The organism is Enterobacter cloacae complex sp. I3 (assembly GCF_014896175.1).
In the GTDB taxonomy this organism is placed as follows: domain Bacteria; phylum Pseudomonadota; class Gammaproteobacteria; order Enterobacterales; family Enterobacteriaceae; genus Enterobacter; species Enterobacter bugandensis.
In genome coordinates, this window is sequence record NZ_JADBQZ010000023.1 from 65566 (window position 1) to 81144 (window position 15579).

Sequence of the window (15579 nt, forward strand, 5' to 3'; positions counted from 1 at the left end):
CCCGTGCCCTTTAAACCCTTAGTCACCGCAGGCATCGAGAATGTGCTGAATGCCTTCCTGTATCGCGCTCCGGCGCTGAAAGCCGCACGTCAGCGGCTAAACGGGAAGGTACTGCGCATTGTGTTAAAAGAGTTCTCGACGCCGCTCGTGCTGGTTTTCAGCGAACGTCAGCTTGACGTTCTGGGTGAGTGGGAAGGTGAAGCTGATTGCTCGGTCATTACCCATATGAGCGTGCTGCCAAAACTGCGCGATCGCCAGCAATTAACGGCGCTTATCCGCAGCGGTGAGCTGGAAGTGGAAGGCGACATCCAGGTCGTGCAGAACTTCGTTGCGCTCAGCGATCTGGCTGAGTTTGACCCGGCAGAGCTGCTGGCGCCTTTTATTGGCGACATCGCCGCTGAAGGGATCGGGAAAGTTATTCATGGCGGCACGGCGTTCCTGCGCAAAAATCTGCAACGCCAACAGCGTTATGCCGCAGAAGTGCTGACCGAAGAGTGGCGCATGGCGCCTGGGCCGCTGGAAGTTGCGTGGTTCGCAGAAGAGACGGCCGCGGTTGAACGTGCGGTTGATGCCCTAAGCAAACGGCTGGAAAAACTGGAGGGCAAATGACGCCTGGTGAAATTCGGCGCCTCTATTTTATCATCCACACCTTTTTGAGTTACGGGCTCGACGAGCTCATCCCCAAAATGCGTATCACGCTGCCGCTCAGGATCTGGCGGCGGACGCTGTTCTGGATGCCAAATCGCCATAAAGGTCAGCCGCTGGGTGAACGCCTGCGTCTGGCGCTGCAGGAGCTCGGCCCGGTATGGATTAAGTTCGGACAGATGCTCTCAACTCGCCGCGATCTCTTCCCGCCGCACATTGCCGATGAACTGGCGATGCTGCAGGACCGTGTCGCCCCGTTTGACGGGGTGAGAGCGAAGAAACAGATCGAGGAGGCGATGGGTAACCTTCCCGTTGAAACCTGGTTTGACGATTTCGAAATAGAACCGCTGGCGTCGGCTTCTATCGCTCAGGTGCACACTGCGCGTCTGAAAGAGAACGGCAAAGAGGTGGTGATCAAGGTGATCCGCCCGGATATCCTGCCGATCATCAAAGCCGACATGAAGCTAATTTATCGTCTGGCGCGCTGGGTTCCGCGTCTGCTGCCGGACGGCCGTCGACTGCGCCCGATGGAAGTGGTGCGGGAATATGAAAAAACGCTGATTGATGAGCTTAATCTGCTGCGAGAATCGGCAAACGCCATTCAGCTGCGCCGCAATTTTGAAAACAGCCCGATGCTCTACGTGCCTGAAGTCTATTCAGACTATTGCAGCCAGAACATGATGGTCATGGAGCGCATCTACGGTATTCCGGTTTCGGATGTGGTGGCCCTGGAGAAGCAGGGAACGAACATGAAGCTGCTGGCCGAACGTGGCGTGCAGGTCTTCTTTACCCAGGTATTCCGCGACAGTTTTTTCCATGCGGACATGCATCCGGGCAATATCTTCGTGAGCTATGAGCATCCTGAGGATCCGAAATACATCGGTATCGACTGCGGAATTGTGGGCTCGCTGAATAAAGAAGATAAACGTTATCTGGCTGAGAACTTCATCGCCTTCTTCAACCGCGACTACCGTAAGGTGGCCGAGCTGCATGTGGATTCCGGCTGGGTTCCGCCAGACACCAACGTCGAAGAGTTCGAGTTTGCTATCCGTACCGTTTGCGAACCGATTTTTGAAAAACCGCTAGCAGAGATCTCTTTTGGACACGTGCTGTTAAACCTGTTCAATACGGCCCGCCGCTTTAATATGGAAGTTCAGCCACAGTTAGTTTTACTTCAGAAAACATTACTTTACGTTGAGGGTGTAGGTCGACAACTCTATCCTCAGTTAGACTTGTGGAAGACGGCTAAACCTTTCCTGGAATCCTGGATTAAGGATCAGGTTGGCCTTCCAGCGCTGGTGCGTTCGCTGAAAGAGAAAGGACCGTTCTGGATCGAAAAAATGCCTGAAATTCCTGAACTGGTTTACGACAGTTTGCGTCAGAGCAAGAATCTTCGGCACAGCATGGATAAAATCGCCCGCGAGCTTCAGTCCAGCCGTGTGCGCCAGGGACAGTCACGCTACCTCTTTGGCATTGGCGCAACGCTGCTGCTGAGCGGTACGTTGCTGCTGATCAACCGTCCTGACTGGCAGATGATGCCCGCCTGGCTGATGGCTGGCGGGGTTGTTGTCTGGCTTGCAGGATGGAGAAAAACGCGCTGAGTTTGCATCGCCATCGACAGGTCGCATACGTATAATGCGACCTGACCAATTAATCATCTATCCCTGAGGAATATGTATGGGTGGTATCAGTATCTGGCAATTAGTCATTATTGCCGTCATCGTTGTGCTGCTGTTTGGCACCAAAAAGCTCGGTTCTATTGGTTCCGATCTGGGCGCGTCTATCAAAGGCTTCAAGAAAGCAATGAGCGATGATGAGAGCAAGCAGGATAAAACCAGCCAGGACGCTGACTTTACTGCTAAATCCATCTCCGATAAGCAGGAAGATGCCAAAAAGGAAGACGCTAAACGCCACGATAAAGAGCAGGTGTAAGTCGTGTTCGACATTGGTTTTAGTGAGCTGCTGCTGGTCTTTGTGATTGGTCTGATCGTGCTGGGGCCGCAGCGTCTGCCGGTAGCGGTGAAAACCGTCGTGGGCTGGGTTCGAGCGCTAAGATCGCTGGCTTCGACCGTTCAGAACGAGCTGGCGCAGGAACTTAAGCTGCAGGAGTTTCAGGAAAGCCTGAAAAAGGTTGAGAAGGCGAGCATGGATAACCTGACGCCTGAACTGAAAGCCTCAATGGATGAGCTGCGCGAAGCGGCGGAATCCATGAAGCGCTCTTACAGCGTTAACGATCCTGAAAAAGCGAGCGATGAAGCGAACACTATTCATAACCCGGTGGTGAAGGACAGCGAAGCGCAGCGTGAGGGCGTGACGCCAGCGAGTGCGGAGCACCAGGCCGCAGCGCCTGAACAAACGCCGCAGGAAACTGAACTGAAAAAACAGGCGCAGCCGGAAGAGCCGGTGGTAAAAGCGGCTGAAGCGAAACCCGCCGCGCCCGTTTCCGAATCATCCCCCTCGTCGAGTGATAAAGCGTAACTATGGCAGTAGATGATACTCAACCGCTTATTACGCACCTGATTGAGCTGCGTAAGCGCCTGTTAAACTGCATTATTGCGGTATTCCTCATATTCCTGTGCCTGGTCTATTTCGCCAACGATATTTATCAGGTGGTTTCTGCGCCGCTGATCAAGCAGATGCCGCTGGGGGCAACGATGATTGCAACAGACGTTGCATCACCGTTTTTCACTCCGATTAAGCTCACCTTCTGGGTGTCGTTGATTGCGTCTGCACCCGTCATCCTTTATCAGGTATGGGCATTTGTGGCGCCAGCACTGTACAGGCACGAACGTAAACTGGTGATCCCGCTGCTGGTCTCCAGTTCGCTGCTGTTCTATATCGGCATGGCGTTTGCCTACTTCGTTGTCTTCCCGCTGGCCTTTGGCTTCCTGACGCATACCGCGCCGGAAGGGGTTCAGGTATCGACGGATATCGCCAGCTACCTCAGCTTTGTGATGGCGCTGTTTATGGCGTTCGGTGTGGCGTTTGAAGTGCCGGTGGCCATTGTGCTGCTCTGCTGGGTTGGGGTAACCACCCCTGATGACCTGCGTAAGAAACGTCCCTATATTCTGGTGGGCGCCTTCGTAGTCGGCATGCTGCTGACGCCGCCGGACGTCTTCTCACAAACGCTGCTGGCAATACCGATGTACTGCCTGTTTGAGGTTGGCGTATTCTTCTCGCGTTTCTACGTGGGAAAAGGACGCCGGTTGGACGATGAAGACGATGCGTCCGAAAAGACCACTGAAGAGTAAAACCAGCCGCCCGTCAGGGCGGTTGTTCTATGGGGAATCGCATGTTTGATATCGGACTCAACCTGACCAGCTCGCAGTTTGCGAAAGATCGTGACGAGGTGGTTGCGCGTGCTTTTGAGGCTGGCGTAAAAGGGCTGCTCCTGACCGGGACCAACCTGCATGAGAGCGAGCAGGCGCTGCTGCTGGCGCAACGCTATCAACACTGCTGGTCAACCGCCGGCGTCCACCCTCATGACAGCAGCCAGTGGACGGCGGAGAGCGCAGAAACCCTGCGCACGCTGGCAAAAAAGGCAGAGGTGGTGGCTATTGGCGAGTGCGGGCTCGATTTTAACCGCAACTTCTCCACGCCTGAAGAACAGGAAAAGGCGTTCACTGCCCAGCTTGCGCTGGCGGCAGAGCTTGAAATGCCCGTCTTTATGCACTGTCGCGACGCGCATGAACGTTTTCTCGCACTGCTGGACCCGTGGCTGGATAAACTGCCCGGCGCAGTGCTCCACTGCTTCACCGGGTCTCGCCAGGAAGCGCTGGATTGCCTGAACCGCGGTTTGTATCTGGGGATCACCGGTTGGGTGTGTGATGAGCGCCGCGGGCTTGAGCTTCGCGAGCTGCTGCCGATAATCCCGGCAGACCGTTTGCTTCTTGAAACCGATGCGCCATACCTGCTGCCGCGAGATATGAAGCCCAAACCGGCATCGCGGCGAAACGAGCCCGCCTTGCTGGGGCACATTGTTGAGCGCGTAGCGCACTGGCGCGGAGAGGATCCGCACTGGCTTTCCGCGCAGACGGATGACAACGTGCGTCGCCTGTTCGGGATAAACGTTTAAACTTTGCGGAAGTCGGTGTTTTTCACGCTCTGCAGCACCTGCTTGTTCAGCAGATTGAGCAACAGCATGGAGCGCGCTTCACCGTCCGGCTCGGCGAAAATCGCCTGCAGGCCTTCGAATGCGCCTTCGGTAATGACGACGCTATCGCCCGCGTAAGGGGTTTCCGGGTCGGTGATCCCTTCAGGCTGTTGATAAACAGACAGCTGATGAATGACGGTCGACGGAACGGTTGCCGGGTGGGCACCAAAACGAACGAAGTGGCTGACGCCGCGCGTTGCGCTGATGGTAGTGGTGTGGATCACCTCAGGGTCGAACTCCACGAACAGATAGTTCGGGAATAAAGGCTCACTGACGGTTGTGCGCTTCCCGCGCTGCATTTTTTCAAGCGTGATCACGGGTGTCAGACAATTTACAGACTGACGTTCAAGATGTTCCTGCGCGCGCTGAAGTTGCCCGCGTTTGCAATACAGTAAATACCAGGCCTGCATAATCACTCTTTCCCTTAGTTCGGGGCGCAAGCATATCAAAACCCTGGAGGGATCGCTAAGTTGATTATAATGGGGGAAATTCGAACACAGCGGATAAGTTCACGCTAATTTAACAAAATTACAGCATCAAGCAGGCTTACGCCGTATAATGAAGCGCTTACAGAGAGGCCATGACTAACTGCATGAAATACCACGATCTCCGCGACTTCCTGACGCTGCTGGAAAAGCAGGGTGAACTGAAACGCATTACACTTCCTGTTGATCCTTATCTGGAAATGACAGAAATTGCTGACCGCACCCTGCGTGCCGGTGGCCCTGCATTACTGTTTGAAAATCCAAAAGGTTACTCAATGCCGGTGCTGTGCAACCTGTTTGGCACCCCGCGTCGTGTCGCGCTGGGAATGGGGCAGGAAGACGTTACCGCGCTGCGTGAAGTGGGGAAACTACTGGCATTTCTGAAAGAGCCTGAGCCACCGAAAGGTTTCCGCGATCTGTTCGATAAGCTGCCGCAGTTTAAGCAGGTGCTGAACATGCCCACCAAACGCCTGCGCGGCGCGCCGTGTCAGCAGAAAGTGCTGGAAGGCGATGCGGTGGATCTCACCAAAATCCCTATCATGCAGTGCTGGCCTGAAGATGCTGCGCCGCTGATCACCTGGGGCCTCACCGTGACGCGCGGACCGCATAAAGAGCGGCAAAACCTCGGTATTTATCGCCAGCAGCTGATTGGCAAGAATAAGCTCATCATGCGCTGGCTGTCGCACCGCGGCGGCGCGCTGGATTTCCAGGAGTGGTGTGCTGCACATCCGGGTGAACGGTTCCCGGTGTCTGTCGCGTTAGGTGCCGATCCGGCCACCATTCTGGGGGCGGTCACGCCCGTACCGGATACGCTCTCTGAATATGCGTTTGCTGGCCTGCTGCGCGGGACTAAAACCGAGGTCGTGAAGTGTATCTCCAACGATCTCGAAGTGCCGGCCAGCGCCGAAATTGTGCTGGAAGGTTACATTGAGCAGGGTGAAATGGCGCCAGAAGGCCCATACGGCGACCACACCGGCTATTACAACGAAGTGGATAACTTCCCGGTGTTTACCGTCACGCATGTTACTCAGCGTGAAGATGCGATTTATCACTCCACCTATACTGGCCGCCCACCGGATGAACCGGCGGTGCTCGGTGTGGCGCTGAACGAAGTATTTGTGCCGATCCTGCAAAAGCAGTTCCCGGAAATCGTTGATTTTTATCTGCCGCCTGAAGGATGCTCGTATCGCATGGCGGTGGTCACGATGAAGAAGCAGTATCCCGGACATGCTAAACGCGTGATGATGGGCGTATGGTCTTTCCTGCGCCAGTTTATGTATACCAAATTTGTTATTGTCTGCGATGATGACGTTAACGCCCGTGACTGGAACGATGTTATCTGGGCGATAACCACGCGAATGGATCCTGCGCGTGATACGGTGTTAGTCGAAAATACGCCGATAGATTATCTGGATTTTGCCTCGCCGGTTTCCGGTCTTGGCTCAAAGATGGGACTGGATGCCACAAATAAATGGCCTGGCGAAACCGACCGTGAATGGGGTCGCCCGATCAAAAAAGATCCTGCTGTGACCGCGCGAATTGACGCGATCTGGGACGAACTGGCCATAATGAATAACGGTAAACCCTGAGCTGACCGTTAAGCCCTATAGACTTCCCGACAGAGAGAGCGAATGACAACCTTAAGCTGTAAAGTGACGTCGGTAGATGCTATTACCGACACCGTATATCGCGTCCGTTTGGTTCCTGAAGCGGCATTCTCATTCCGTGCCGGCCAGTACCTGATGGTGGTGATGGATGAGCGTGATAAGCGTCCTTTCTCTATGGCCTCTACGCCAGCAGAGCAGGAATTTATTGAGCTGCATATTGGTGCGTCTGAGCTTAACCTGTACGCGATGGCCGTGATGGACCGCATCCTGAAAGAGCGTGAGATTGTGGTCGACATTCCTCACGGCGACGCGTGGTTGCGTGATGACGAAGACCGTCCGCTGATTCTGATCGCGGGCGGTACGGGCTTCTCCTATGTGCGCTCTATTCTGTTGACCGCGCTGGCGCGTAATCCAGACCGTGACATCACCATCTACTGGGGCGGCCGTGAAGAGAAGCACCTGTACGACCTGTCTGAACTGGAAGCGCTGAGCGTTAACCATCGTAACCTGCGCATTGAGCCAGTGGTCGAGCAGCCGGAAGAGGGCTGGCGTGGACGTAGCGGGACGGTGCTGACGGCGGTACTGCAGGATCACGGCACGCTGGCAGGACATGATATCTACATTGCAGGCCGTTTCGAGATGGCGAAAATTGCCCGCGACCTGTTCTGTAACGAACGCGATGCGCGTGAAGATCGCCTGTTTGGCGATGCGTTTGCCTTCATTTAAATAAAAAACCCGCCCCTGACAGGCGGGAAGAACGGCAACTAAACTGTCTCTCTTCGCCAATGACGCCATAACTGCGTTGGCTGCGCTCGGTCACCCGAATCACTTACTAATGTAAGCTCATCGGGATTCGCTCGCTTGCCGCCTTGTTCTGACGTCATTGGCTTTGAGATACTTTTCCTTACTTACACTCTCTCAAACACCGTCGCGATACCCTGACCCAGGCCGATACACATCGTTGCCAGACCAAACTGGGCATCTTTGCGTTCCATCAGGTTAATCAGCGTCGTGCTGATACGCGCCCCGGAACAGCCCAGCGGGTGACCGAGGGCGATCGCGCCGCCGTTGAGGTTAATCTTCTCGTCGATCTGCTCCATCAGCCCCAGATCTTTAATGCACGGCAGGATCTGCGCGGCAAACGCTTCGTTCATCTCGAACAGATCGATATCGCTGGCAGTTAAGCCCGCTTTTTTCAGCGCCAGCTTCGAGGCCGGAACCGGGCCGTAACCCATGATTGAAGGATCGCAGCCCACCACCGCCATCGAACGCACGCGAGCGCGTGGCGTCAGGCCCAATTCACTGGCGCGGCTTTCGCTCATCACCAGCATCGCGGCGGCACCGTCGGATAGCGCCGACGACGTCCCTGCTGTTACCGTACCGGTGACCGGATCAAATGCCGGACGTAGGGTAGAAAGCGCTTCGACCGTCGTTTCCGGGCGAATGACTTCGTCGTAGCTGAACTGCTTCAGTACGCCGTCTGCATCGTGGCCCCCGGTCGGGATGATCTCATTCTTGAAGGCACCGGACTGCGTGGCGGCCCAGGCGCGGGCGTGAGAGCGCGCGGCAAAAGCATCCTGCATTTCACGACTGATGCCGTGCAGGCGGGAGAGCATCTCGGCGGTCAGACCCATCATTCCCGCAGCTTTCGCCACGTTACGGCTCATGCCGGGATGGAAGTCGACCCCGTGGCTCATCGGCACGTGACCCATGTGTTCAACGCCGCCGACCAGACAGGCCTGCGCATCGCCGGTCATGATCATGCGCGCCGCGTCGTGCAGGGCCTGCATCGACGAACCGCACAGGCGGTTGACGGTAACGGCCGGAACCGAATGCGGGATCTCCGCCAGCAGCGACGCGTTGCGGGCGATGTTGAAGCCCTGCTCCAGCGTTTGCTGCACGCAGCCCCAGTAGATATCGTCGAGCGCTGCTGGGTCCAGCGCCGGGTTACGCGCCAGCAGGCTACGCATCAGGTGCGCGGAGAGATCTTCCGCTCGCACGTTACGGAACGCACCGCCTTTTGAACGGCCCATCGGGGTGCGAATCGCATCAACAATGACAACCTTTTCCATTGTGACTCCTTAAGCCGTTTTCAGCGCGCCAACCGGACGGGCTGGCTCAACTGCTGGATAGTAGGGTTCGTTATGGCGCGCTTTGTTACGCAGCCCTTCCGGCACTTCATAAAGCGGGCCGAGGTGCTGATATTGCTGCGCCATATCGAGATAGCGGGCGCTGCCGAGCGTATCCAGCCAGCGGAACGCGCCGCCGTGGAACGGAGGAAAGCCCAGGCCGTATACCAACGCCATATCCGCTTCTGCCGGGCTGGCGATAATGCCTTCTTCCAGGCAACGGACCACTTCGTTGATCATCGGAATCATCATGCGGGCAATAATTTCGTCGTCGGTGAAGTCGCGTTTCGGCTGGCATACGTCGGCCAGCAGGCCATCCACCGCCGCATCTTCTTCTTTCTTCGGTTTGCCTTTGCTGTCTTCTTTATAACGCCAGAAGCCCAGGCCGTTTTTCTGTCCGAAGCGGTTGGCGTCAAAGAGGGCGTCAATGGCATCGCGATAATCTTTCTGCATGCGCTGCGGGAAGCCCGCCGCCATGACGGCCTGCGCGTGGTGGGCGGTATCAATGCCGACGACGTCCAGCAGATACGCCGGGCCCATCGGCCAGCCGAACTGTTTTTCCATTACTTTGTCGATTTTGCGGAAGTCCGCGCCGTCGCGCAGCAGCTGGCTGAAGCCGGCGAAGTACGGGAACAGCACGCGGTTCACAAAGAAACCTGGGCAGTCATTAACGACGATCGGCGTTTTACCCATCTTGCTTGCCCACGCCACGACTTTAGCGATGGTTTCGTCAGAGGTTTTTTCTCCACGGATCACTTCGACCAGTGGCATACGGTGTACCGGGTTGAAGAAGTGCATTCCGCAGAAGTTTTCCGGACGCTTCAGCACGCTCGCCAGTTCGCTGATGGGGATGGTGGAGGTGTTTGAGGCCAGGACGGCGTCCGGGCGAACCTTGTCTTCCGTTTCCGCCAGCACCGCTTTTTTGACTTTCGGGTTCTCAACGACCGCTTCAACCACCACGTCCACACGGTCAAAACCGCTGTATTCCAGCACAGGCTGGATGGTTGAGATCACGCCTGCGAGCTTCAGCCCGTCAATTTTTCCGCGCTCAAGCTGTTTATTCAGCAGCTTGGCGGCTTCGGTCATGCCCAGCGTCAGAGATTTCTCGTTGATGTCTTTCATCACTACCGGCACGCCTTTCCAGGCCGACTGGTAAGCGATGCCGCCGCCCATAATACCGGCGCCGAGTACCGCCGCGTGTTTTGGCGTCTCAACGTTTTTGGTCAGCTGTTTGGCTTTGCCTTTCACGAACTGATCGTTGAGGAAGATGCCAACCAGCGCGCGGGCTTCATTGGTGTGCGCCAGCGGAACAAAGCTCTGGTTTTCCAGCTTCAGGGCTTCGTCGCGGCCAAAGCGGGCTGCCGCTTCAATGGTTTTCACCGCCGTGATTGGCGCCGGGTAGTGTTTACCCGCCGTCTGCATCACCATGCCTTTGGCGATGGTGAAGCTCATGGTGGCTTCAATCTTGCTGAGCTTTAACGGCTCCAGCTTCGGCTGACGTTTGGCCTTCCAGTCGAGGTCGCCGTTAATCGCCTGACGCAGAATAGCGAGTGCACCTTCAACCAGCTTCTCTGGTTTCACGACGCCGTCGACCAGACCGATTTTCTGCGCCTGTTCTGCACCCACGTCTTTACCAGCGGCAATGATTTCCAGGGCGCTGTCGGCGCCCAGCATGCGGGGCATACGCACGGAACCGCCAAAGCCCGGCATGATGCCCAGCTTGGTTTCCGGCAGGCCGATACGCAGGTCCGGCGTCGCCAGACGGTAGTCGGTCGCCAGCACGCACTCGCAGCCGCCGCCCAGCGCGTAGCCGTTCACGGCAGAGATCGTTGGAACAGGCAGATCTTCCAGACGATTAAAGACGCTGTTGGCAAAGTGCAGCCACTGGTTCAGCTGTTCTTCCGGAACCTGGAACAGCGAAAGAAATTCGGTGATATCGGCACCGACAATAAAGGCCGCTTTGTTCGAACGCAGCAGCAGCCCTTTTAATTCAGATTGCTTTTCAAGTACTTCCAGCGCCTGGCCAAGACTGGCCACCGTCGCGGTATCAAGCTTATTCACTGAGCCGGGGGCATCGAACACCAGTTCGGCAATGCCATCTTCCAGCCAGTTGAGGTACAGGGTGTCGCCTTTGTAAAGCATGTCAGTCTCCTGAATCCAGCAAGTGGATCTGGTCATACCAGATGAGACGGAGTGTGGAATTTATGTTAATAAAATGCAAATTACTCATTAAGAAATTGCTGCGTTGATCACGGTCGGTGGAAATCACGCAGCCGGAGTGAGGTGTGCTAAGATGCGATGACTTGAGGTCAAAAAAACGAAAGGAAGAATGATGGACTCACTGGCTTCGCTTTATAAAAATCATATCGTTACCCTACAGGAACGTACCCGCGATGTACTGGCCCGCTTCAAGCTGGATGCTCTTCTGATCCACTCCGGCGAGCTGATGAATACTTTTCTTGATGACCACGCCTATCCGTTTAAGGTTAACCCGCAGTTTAAAGCCTGGGTGCCGGTGACACAGGTTCCGAATTGCTGGCTTCTGGTGGACGGCGTGAACAAGCCGAAACTGTGGTTCTACCTGCCGGTTGATTACTGGCACAACGTCGAACCGCTGCCGACCTCTTTCTGGACCGAAGAAATTGAGGTGATCGCCCTGCCGAAAGCGGACGGCATTGGCAGCCAGCTGCCAGCGGCGCGCGGCAACATCGGCTACATTGGCCCTGTACCTGAACGTGCGCTCGGTCTGGATATTCCGGCAGACAAACTCAATCCGAAAGGCGTGCTGGATTACCTGCACTATTACCGCGCGTATAAAACCGACTATGAACTCTACTGCATGCGTGAAGCGCAAAAAACGGCGGTGAATGGTCACCGCGCCGCGCACGAAGCGTTCCAGTCAGGCATGAGCGAGTTCGATATCAACCTGGCCTACCTGACCGCAACCGGTCATCGTGACACCGACGTACCGTACAGCAACATCGTCGCGCTGAATGAGCATGCGTCTGTTCTCCACTACACCAAACTGGATCATCAGGTTCCGTCTGAGATGCGCAGCTTCCTGCTGGACGCAGGCGCAGAGTACAACGGCTATGCGGCCGATCTGACCCGCACCTGGGCGGCGAATGCGGATACCGATTTTGCGCAGCTTATTAAGGACGTAAACGACGAACAGTTGGCGCTGATTGGCACCATGAAGGCCGGAACCAGCTACGTGGATTACCACATCCAGTTCCATCAGCGCATTGCCAAACTGCTGCGTAAGCATCAGATTGTGAAAGACATGAGCGAAGAGGCGATGGTCGAAAACGACCTGACTGGACCATTCATGCCGCACGGTATCGGCCACCCGCTGGGCCTGCAGGTTCACGACGTTGCGGGCTTCATGCAGGATGATACCGGCACGCACCTGGCGGCACCGTCTAAATATCCTTACCTGCGCTGCACCCGTATTCTTGAGCCGCGCATGGTATTGACCATCGAGCCGGGGATCTACTTTATTGAATCCCTGCTGGCGCCGTGGCGTGAAGGGCAGTTCAGCAAGCACTTCAACTGGGAAAAAATCGACGCGCTGAAACCGTTTGGCGGCATTCGTATCGAAGATAACGTGGTGGTTCACGAGAACGGTATCGAGAATATGACGCGAGACCTGAAGCTGGCCTGATGGAAAGCTGGCTGATACCGGCTGAACCGGTCACCTTTGTTGAGGAAATCAAGAAAAGCCGCTTTATTACGCTGCTGGCGCACACCGACGGCGTAGAGGCGGCGAAAGCGTTTGTCGAGTCCGTTCGCGCGGAGCACCCTGACGCACGTCACCACTGCGTGGCGTGGGTGGCAGGGCCGCCGGACGATTCGCAACAGCTCGGTTTTTCAGACGACGGTGAACCGGCGGGCACAGCCGGTAAACCCATGCTCTCCCAGCTAATGGGCAGCGGCGTGGGTGAAATTACCGCCGTGGTGGTGCGCTACTACGGCGGCATCCTGTTGGGCACGGGCGGGCTGGTTAAAGCGTATGGCGGTGGCGTTCAGCAGGCACTGAATATCCTGACGACCACCCGCAAAACGCCGCTCACCGAATATACTTTATTGTGCGATTACGCTCAGCTATCGGGCATTGAAACACTGCTCAAACAATTTAGCGGCGTGATTGCGCACAGTGATTACCAGGCAATGGTGCAATTACGCGTGGCGCTTCCTCAGGCAGAACTGGCTGCTTTTTCAGCAAAACTGGCTGATTTCAGTCGCGGTTCGTTGCAATTGCTGCCGATTGAAGAATAATCCCCACCTCACTTTTTGAATACCAAAGGAAGCGGCAGAGATGCATTTTCGTGCCATAACCCGAATCGTTGGACTGCTGGTCATACTCTTTTCGGGGACGATGATTCTCCCTGGACTGGTGGCGCTTATCTACCGGGACGGCGCGGGGCGGGCTTTTACCCAGACCTTCTTTGTCGCGCTGGCGATCGGCTCACTGCTGTGGTGGCCGAACCGTCGTCAGAAAGGTGAGCTGAAATCTCGCGAAGGCTTTCTGATTGTGGTCCTGTTCTGGACGGTGCTGGGAAGCGTCGGTTCGCTGCCCTTTATCTTCTCTGAGCAGCCTAACCTCAGCATCACGGATGCCTTTTTTGAATCGTTTTCTGGTTTAACGACCACCGGTGCGACGACGCTGGTGGGGCTGGATTCGTTACCCCACGCTATTCTCTTTTATCGCCAGATGCTGCAGTGGTTCGGGGGGATGGGGATCATCGTCCTGGCGGTGGCCATCCTGCCGATTCTGGGCGTCGGGGGGATGCAGCTGTACAGGGCTGAAATGCCGGGGCCGCTGAAAGACAACAAGATGCGTCCACGTATTGCCGAGACGGCGAAAACTCTGTGGCTGATTTATGTTTTGCTGACGGTAGCCTGCGCACTTGCGCTGTGGTTTGCCGGGATGCCTGCGTTTGATGCTATCGGGCACAGCTTCGCGACGATTGCCATTGGCGGGTTCTCCACTCACGATGCCAGCGTGGGCTACTTCGACAGCCCAACGATTAACACCATCATTGCGATTTTCCTGCTGATCTCCGGCTGTAACTACGGCCTGCACTTCTCTTTACTGAGCGGACGTAGCCTGAAGGTGTACTGGCGCGATCCTGAGTTCCGCATGTTCATTGGCGTCCAGCTTACCCTGGTCGTCATCTGCACCCTGGTGCTGTGGTTCCATGATGTTTACAACTCGGCGCTGACCACGCTCAATCAGGCGTTTTTCCAGGTGGTGTCGATGGCGACGACCGCCGGGTTTACCACGGACAGCATCGCGCGCTGGCCGCTGTTCCTGCCGGTACTTCTGCTGTGCTCCGCGTTTATCGGCGGCTGCGCCGGGTCGACGGGCGGTGGCCTGAAGGTAATTCGTATTCTGCTGCTGTTCAAGCAGGGGAACCGTGAGCTGAAGCGTCTGGTCCACCCGAATGCGGTTTACAGCATTAAGCTGGGGAACCGCGCGCTGCCGGAACGTATCCTCGAAGCGGTGTGGGGGTTCTTCTCGGCGTATGCGCTGGTCTTTATCGTCAGCATGCTGGCGATCATCGCGACGGGAGTGGATGATTTCTCCGCCTTTGCGTCCGTCGTCGCAACACTGAACAACCTCGGGCCTGGGCTGGGGGTTGTGGCGGATAACTTTGCCAGCATGAACCCGGTTGCGAAATGGATCCTTATTGCCAATATGCTGTTTGGTCGTCTTGAGGTCTTTACGCTGCTGGTGCTGTTCACCCCAACATTCTGGCGCGAATAAGGAGCCGTTGATGAAAACACTGATTCTTTTCTCTACGCGAGACGGACAAACGCGTGAGATTGCCGCTTATCTGGCATCGGAATTAAAAGAGCTGGGCATTTACTCAGATGTGGTGAACCTGAATCGCGCGGAGGAGATTGCCTGGCAGGAGTATGATCGCGTGGTGATTGGGGCCTCCATTCGTTACGGACACTTCCATCCGGCGCTGGATCGCTTTGTGAAAAAGCATACGGCGGTACTCAACACATTGCCGGGCGCGTTTTACTCGGTCAATCTGGTTGCCCGTAAAGCTGAGAAGCGTACGCCGCAGACCAACAGCTACACGCGCAAGTTTTTGCTCGGCTCGCCGTGGCAGCCAGACCTGTGCGCCGTCTTTGCCGGTGCGCTGCGCTATCCTCGCTACCGCTGGTATGACCGCTTCATGATTCGCCTGATAATGAAGATGACGGGTGGCGAAACCGATACGCGTAAAGAAGTGGTTTATACCGACTGGTCGCAGGTGGCCAGTTTTGCGCGGGAAATTGCCCATTTAGCGGGCGATTCGCGACTTAAATAAGCGTTAAGTTTGAAAAGTGAGCGAACGAAAAGTTTTTTGTATTTTGTGCTTGTCACTTCAGAATAACTCCCTATAATGCGCCTCCACTGACACGGAACAACGGCACACACGCCGCCGGGTCAGCAGAGAAAAGCAAAATAAACGCTTGACTCTGAAGCGGGAAAGCGTAATATACGCCACCTCGCAACGGTGAGCGAAAGCCGCGTTGCACTGCTCTTTAACAATTTATCAGAC

At 55.9% G+C, this 15579-nt stretch carries 15 protein-coding genes; 12 read left to right on the forward strand and 3 right to left on the reverse strand.

Annotated features, from left to right (window positions below):
* Positions 1-3 precede the first annotated feature (3 nt).
* The 6 genes from ubiJ (at position 4) to tatD (ending at position 4720) form a co-directional block, all read left to right on the forward strand.
* Complete coding sequence (gene ubiJ / locus IM271_RS17890; protein WP_028014778.1) at positions 4-609, forward strand: ubiquinone biosynthesis protein UbiJ; 606 nt, start codon at positions 4-6, stop codon at positions 607-609.
* On the forward strand, positions 606-2246 hold the full coding sequence (gene ubiB / locus IM271_RS17895; RefSeq protein WP_193052958.1) for a ubiquinone biosynthesis regulatory protein kinase UbiB: 1641 nt from the start codon (positions 606-608) through the stop codon (positions 2244-2246). The genes ubiJ and ubiB overlap by 4 nt, the downstream gene beginning before the upstream one ends.
* 76 nt (positions 2247-2322) lie before the next feature.
* Positions 2323-2577: a Sec-independent protein translocase subunit TatA gene (gene tatA / locus IM271_RS17900; RefSeq protein ID WP_013099238.1), complete on the forward strand. Its 255-nt coding sequence runs from the start codon at positions 2323-2325 to the stop codon at positions 2575-2577.
* 3 nt (positions 2578-2580) lie between these two features.
* Entirely contained in the window at positions 2581-3123 is a 543-nt protein-coding gene (gene tatB, locus IM271_RS17905; RefSeq protein WP_028014776.1) for a Sec-independent protein translocase protein TatB, read from the forward strand.
* A 2-nt stretch (positions 3124-3125) separates the two neighbouring features.
* Complete coding sequence (tatC, locus tag IM271_RS17910) at positions 3126-3896, forward strand: Sec-independent protein translocase subunit TatC (RefSeq protein WP_192987567.1); 771 nt, start codon at positions 3126-3128, stop codon at positions 3894-3896.
* A 41-nt stretch (positions 3897-3937) separates the two neighbouring features.
* Positions 3938-4720 (forward strand): 3'-5' ssDNA/RNA exonuclease TatD, encoded by a 783-nt coding sequence (tatD, locus tag IM271_RS17915; protein ID WP_048959732.1) that lies wholly within the window; start codon positions 3938-3940, stop codon positions 4718-4720.
* Here tatD and rfaH read toward each other — a convergent pair.
* Positions 4717-5208, reverse strand: a complete 492-nt coding sequence (gene rfaH, locus IM271_RS17920; RefSeq protein ID WP_020882871.1) for a transcription/translation regulatory transformer protein RfaH — start codon at positions 5206-5208, stop codon at positions 4717-4719. The two genes, tatD and rfaH, sit on opposite strands and share 4 nt — an antisense overlap.
* A gap of 170 nt (positions 5209-5378) precedes the next feature.
* On the opposite strand from rfaH, the gene ubiD reads away from it, so the two are divergent.
* Entirely contained in the window at positions 5379-6872 is a 1494-nt protein-coding gene (gene ubiD / locus IM271_RS17925; protein WP_028014773.1) for a 4-hydroxy-3-polyprenylbenzoate decarboxylase, read from the forward strand.
* Between the two features lie 42 nt (positions 6873-6914).
* Positions 6915-7616 carry an NAD(P)H-flavin reductase gene (gene fre / locus IM271_RS17930; RefSeq protein ID WP_193052959.1) on the forward strand — a complete coding sequence of 234 codons (702 nt, stop codon included), beginning with the start codon at positions 6915-6917 and terminating at the stop codon, positions 7614-7616.
* A 182-nt stretch (positions 7617-7798) separates the two neighbouring features.
* Here the strand turns inward: fre and fadA are convergent, their stop codons facing one another.
* Positions 7799-8962: an acetyl-CoA C-acyltransferase FadA gene (fadA, locus tag IM271_RS17935; RefSeq protein ID WP_193052960.1), complete on the reverse strand. Its 1164-nt coding sequence runs from the start codon at positions 8960-8962 to the stop codon at positions 7799-7801.
* 9 nt (positions 8963-8971) lie between these two features.
* Positions 8972-11161 (reverse strand): fatty acid oxidation complex subunit alpha FadB, encoded by a 2190-nt coding sequence (gene fadB / locus IM271_RS17940; protein WP_193052961.1) that lies wholly within the window; start codon positions 11159-11161, stop codon positions 8972-8974.
* Positions 11162-11351: 190 nt separating this feature from the next.
* Here fadB and pepQ point away from each other — a divergent pair, with 190 nt between their 5' ends.
* The 4 genes from pepQ to hemG are packed head-to-tail and all read left to right on the forward strand — an operon-like array spanning position 11352 to position 15345.
* Positions 11352-12683: a Xaa-Pro dipeptidase gene (gene pepQ, locus IM271_RS17945; protein WP_028014769.1), complete on the forward strand. Its 1332-nt coding sequence runs from the start codon at positions 11352-11354 to the stop codon at positions 12681-12683.
* Positions 12683-13297: an IMPACT family protein gene (locus IM271_RS17950; protein ID WP_193052962.1), complete on the forward strand. Its 615-nt coding sequence runs from the start codon at positions 12683-12685 to the stop codon at positions 13295-13297. The genes pepQ and IM271_RS17950 overlap by 1 nt, the downstream gene beginning before the upstream one ends.
* A gap of 40 nt (positions 13298-13337) precedes the next feature.
* On the forward strand, positions 13338-14789 hold the full coding sequence (gene trkH, locus IM271_RS17955) for a Trk system potassium transporter TrkH (protein WP_013099227.1): 1452 nt from the start codon (positions 13338-13340) through the stop codon (positions 14787-14789).
* Positions 14790-14799: 10 nt separating this feature from the next.
* Entirely contained in the window at positions 14800-15345 is a 546-nt protein-coding gene (hemG, locus tag IM271_RS17960; RefSeq protein WP_028014767.1) for a menaquinone-dependent protoporphyrinogen IX dehydrogenase, read from the forward strand.
* Positions 15346-15579: the final 234 nt, after the last annotated feature.

Excerpts from the sequence above, each read along its gene's own strand:
- ubiB (WP_193052958.1), top strand. The coding sequence starts at position 606 with ATGACGCCTGGTGAAATTCGGCGCCTCTATTTTATCATCCACACCTTT.
- tatA (WP_013099238.1), top strand. The coding sequence starts at position 2,323 with ATGGGTGGTATCAGTATCTGGCAATTAGTCATTATTGCCGTCATCGTT.
- tatC (WP_192987567.1), top strand. The coding sequence starts at position 3,126 with ATGGCAGTAGATGATACTCAACCGCTTATTACGCACCTGATTGAGCTG.
- tatD (WP_048959732.1), top strand. The coding sequence starts at position 3,938 with ATGTTTGATATCGGACTCAACCTGACCAGCTCGCAGTTTGCGAAAGAT.
- rfaH (WP_020882871.1), bottom strand. The coding sequence starts at position 5,208 with ATGCAGGCCTGGTATTTACTGTATTGCAAACGCGGGCAACTTCAGCGC.
- ubiD (WP_028014773.1), top strand. The coding sequence starts at position 5,379 with ATGACTAACTGCATGAAATACCACGATCTCCGCGACTTCCTGACGCTG.
- fre (WP_193052959.1), top strand. The coding sequence starts at position 6,915 with ATGACAACCTTAAGCTGTAAAGTGACGTCGGTAGATGCTATTACCGAC.
- fadA (WP_193052960.1), bottom strand. The coding sequence starts at position 8,962 with ATGGAAAAGGTTGTCATTGTTGATGCGATTCGCACCCCGATGGGCCGT.
- fadB (WP_193052961.1), bottom strand. The coding sequence starts at position 11,161 with ATGCTTTACAAAGGCGACACCCTGTACCTCAACTGGCTGGAAGATGGC.
- pepQ (WP_028014769.1), top strand. The coding sequence starts at position 11,352 with ATGGACTCACTGGCTTCGCTTTATAAAAATCATATCGTTACCCTACAG.
- IM271_RS17950 (WP_193052962.1), top strand. The coding sequence starts at position 12,683 with ATGGAAAGCTGGCTGATACCGGCTGAACCGGTCACCTTTGTTGAGGAA.
- trkH (WP_013099227.1), top strand. The coding sequence starts at position 13,338 with ATGCATTTTCGTGCCATAACCCGAATCGTTGGACTGCTGGTCATACTC.
- hemG (WP_028014767.1), top strand. The coding sequence starts at position 14,800 with ATGAAAACACTGATTCTTTTCTCTACGCGAGACGGACAAACGCGTGAG.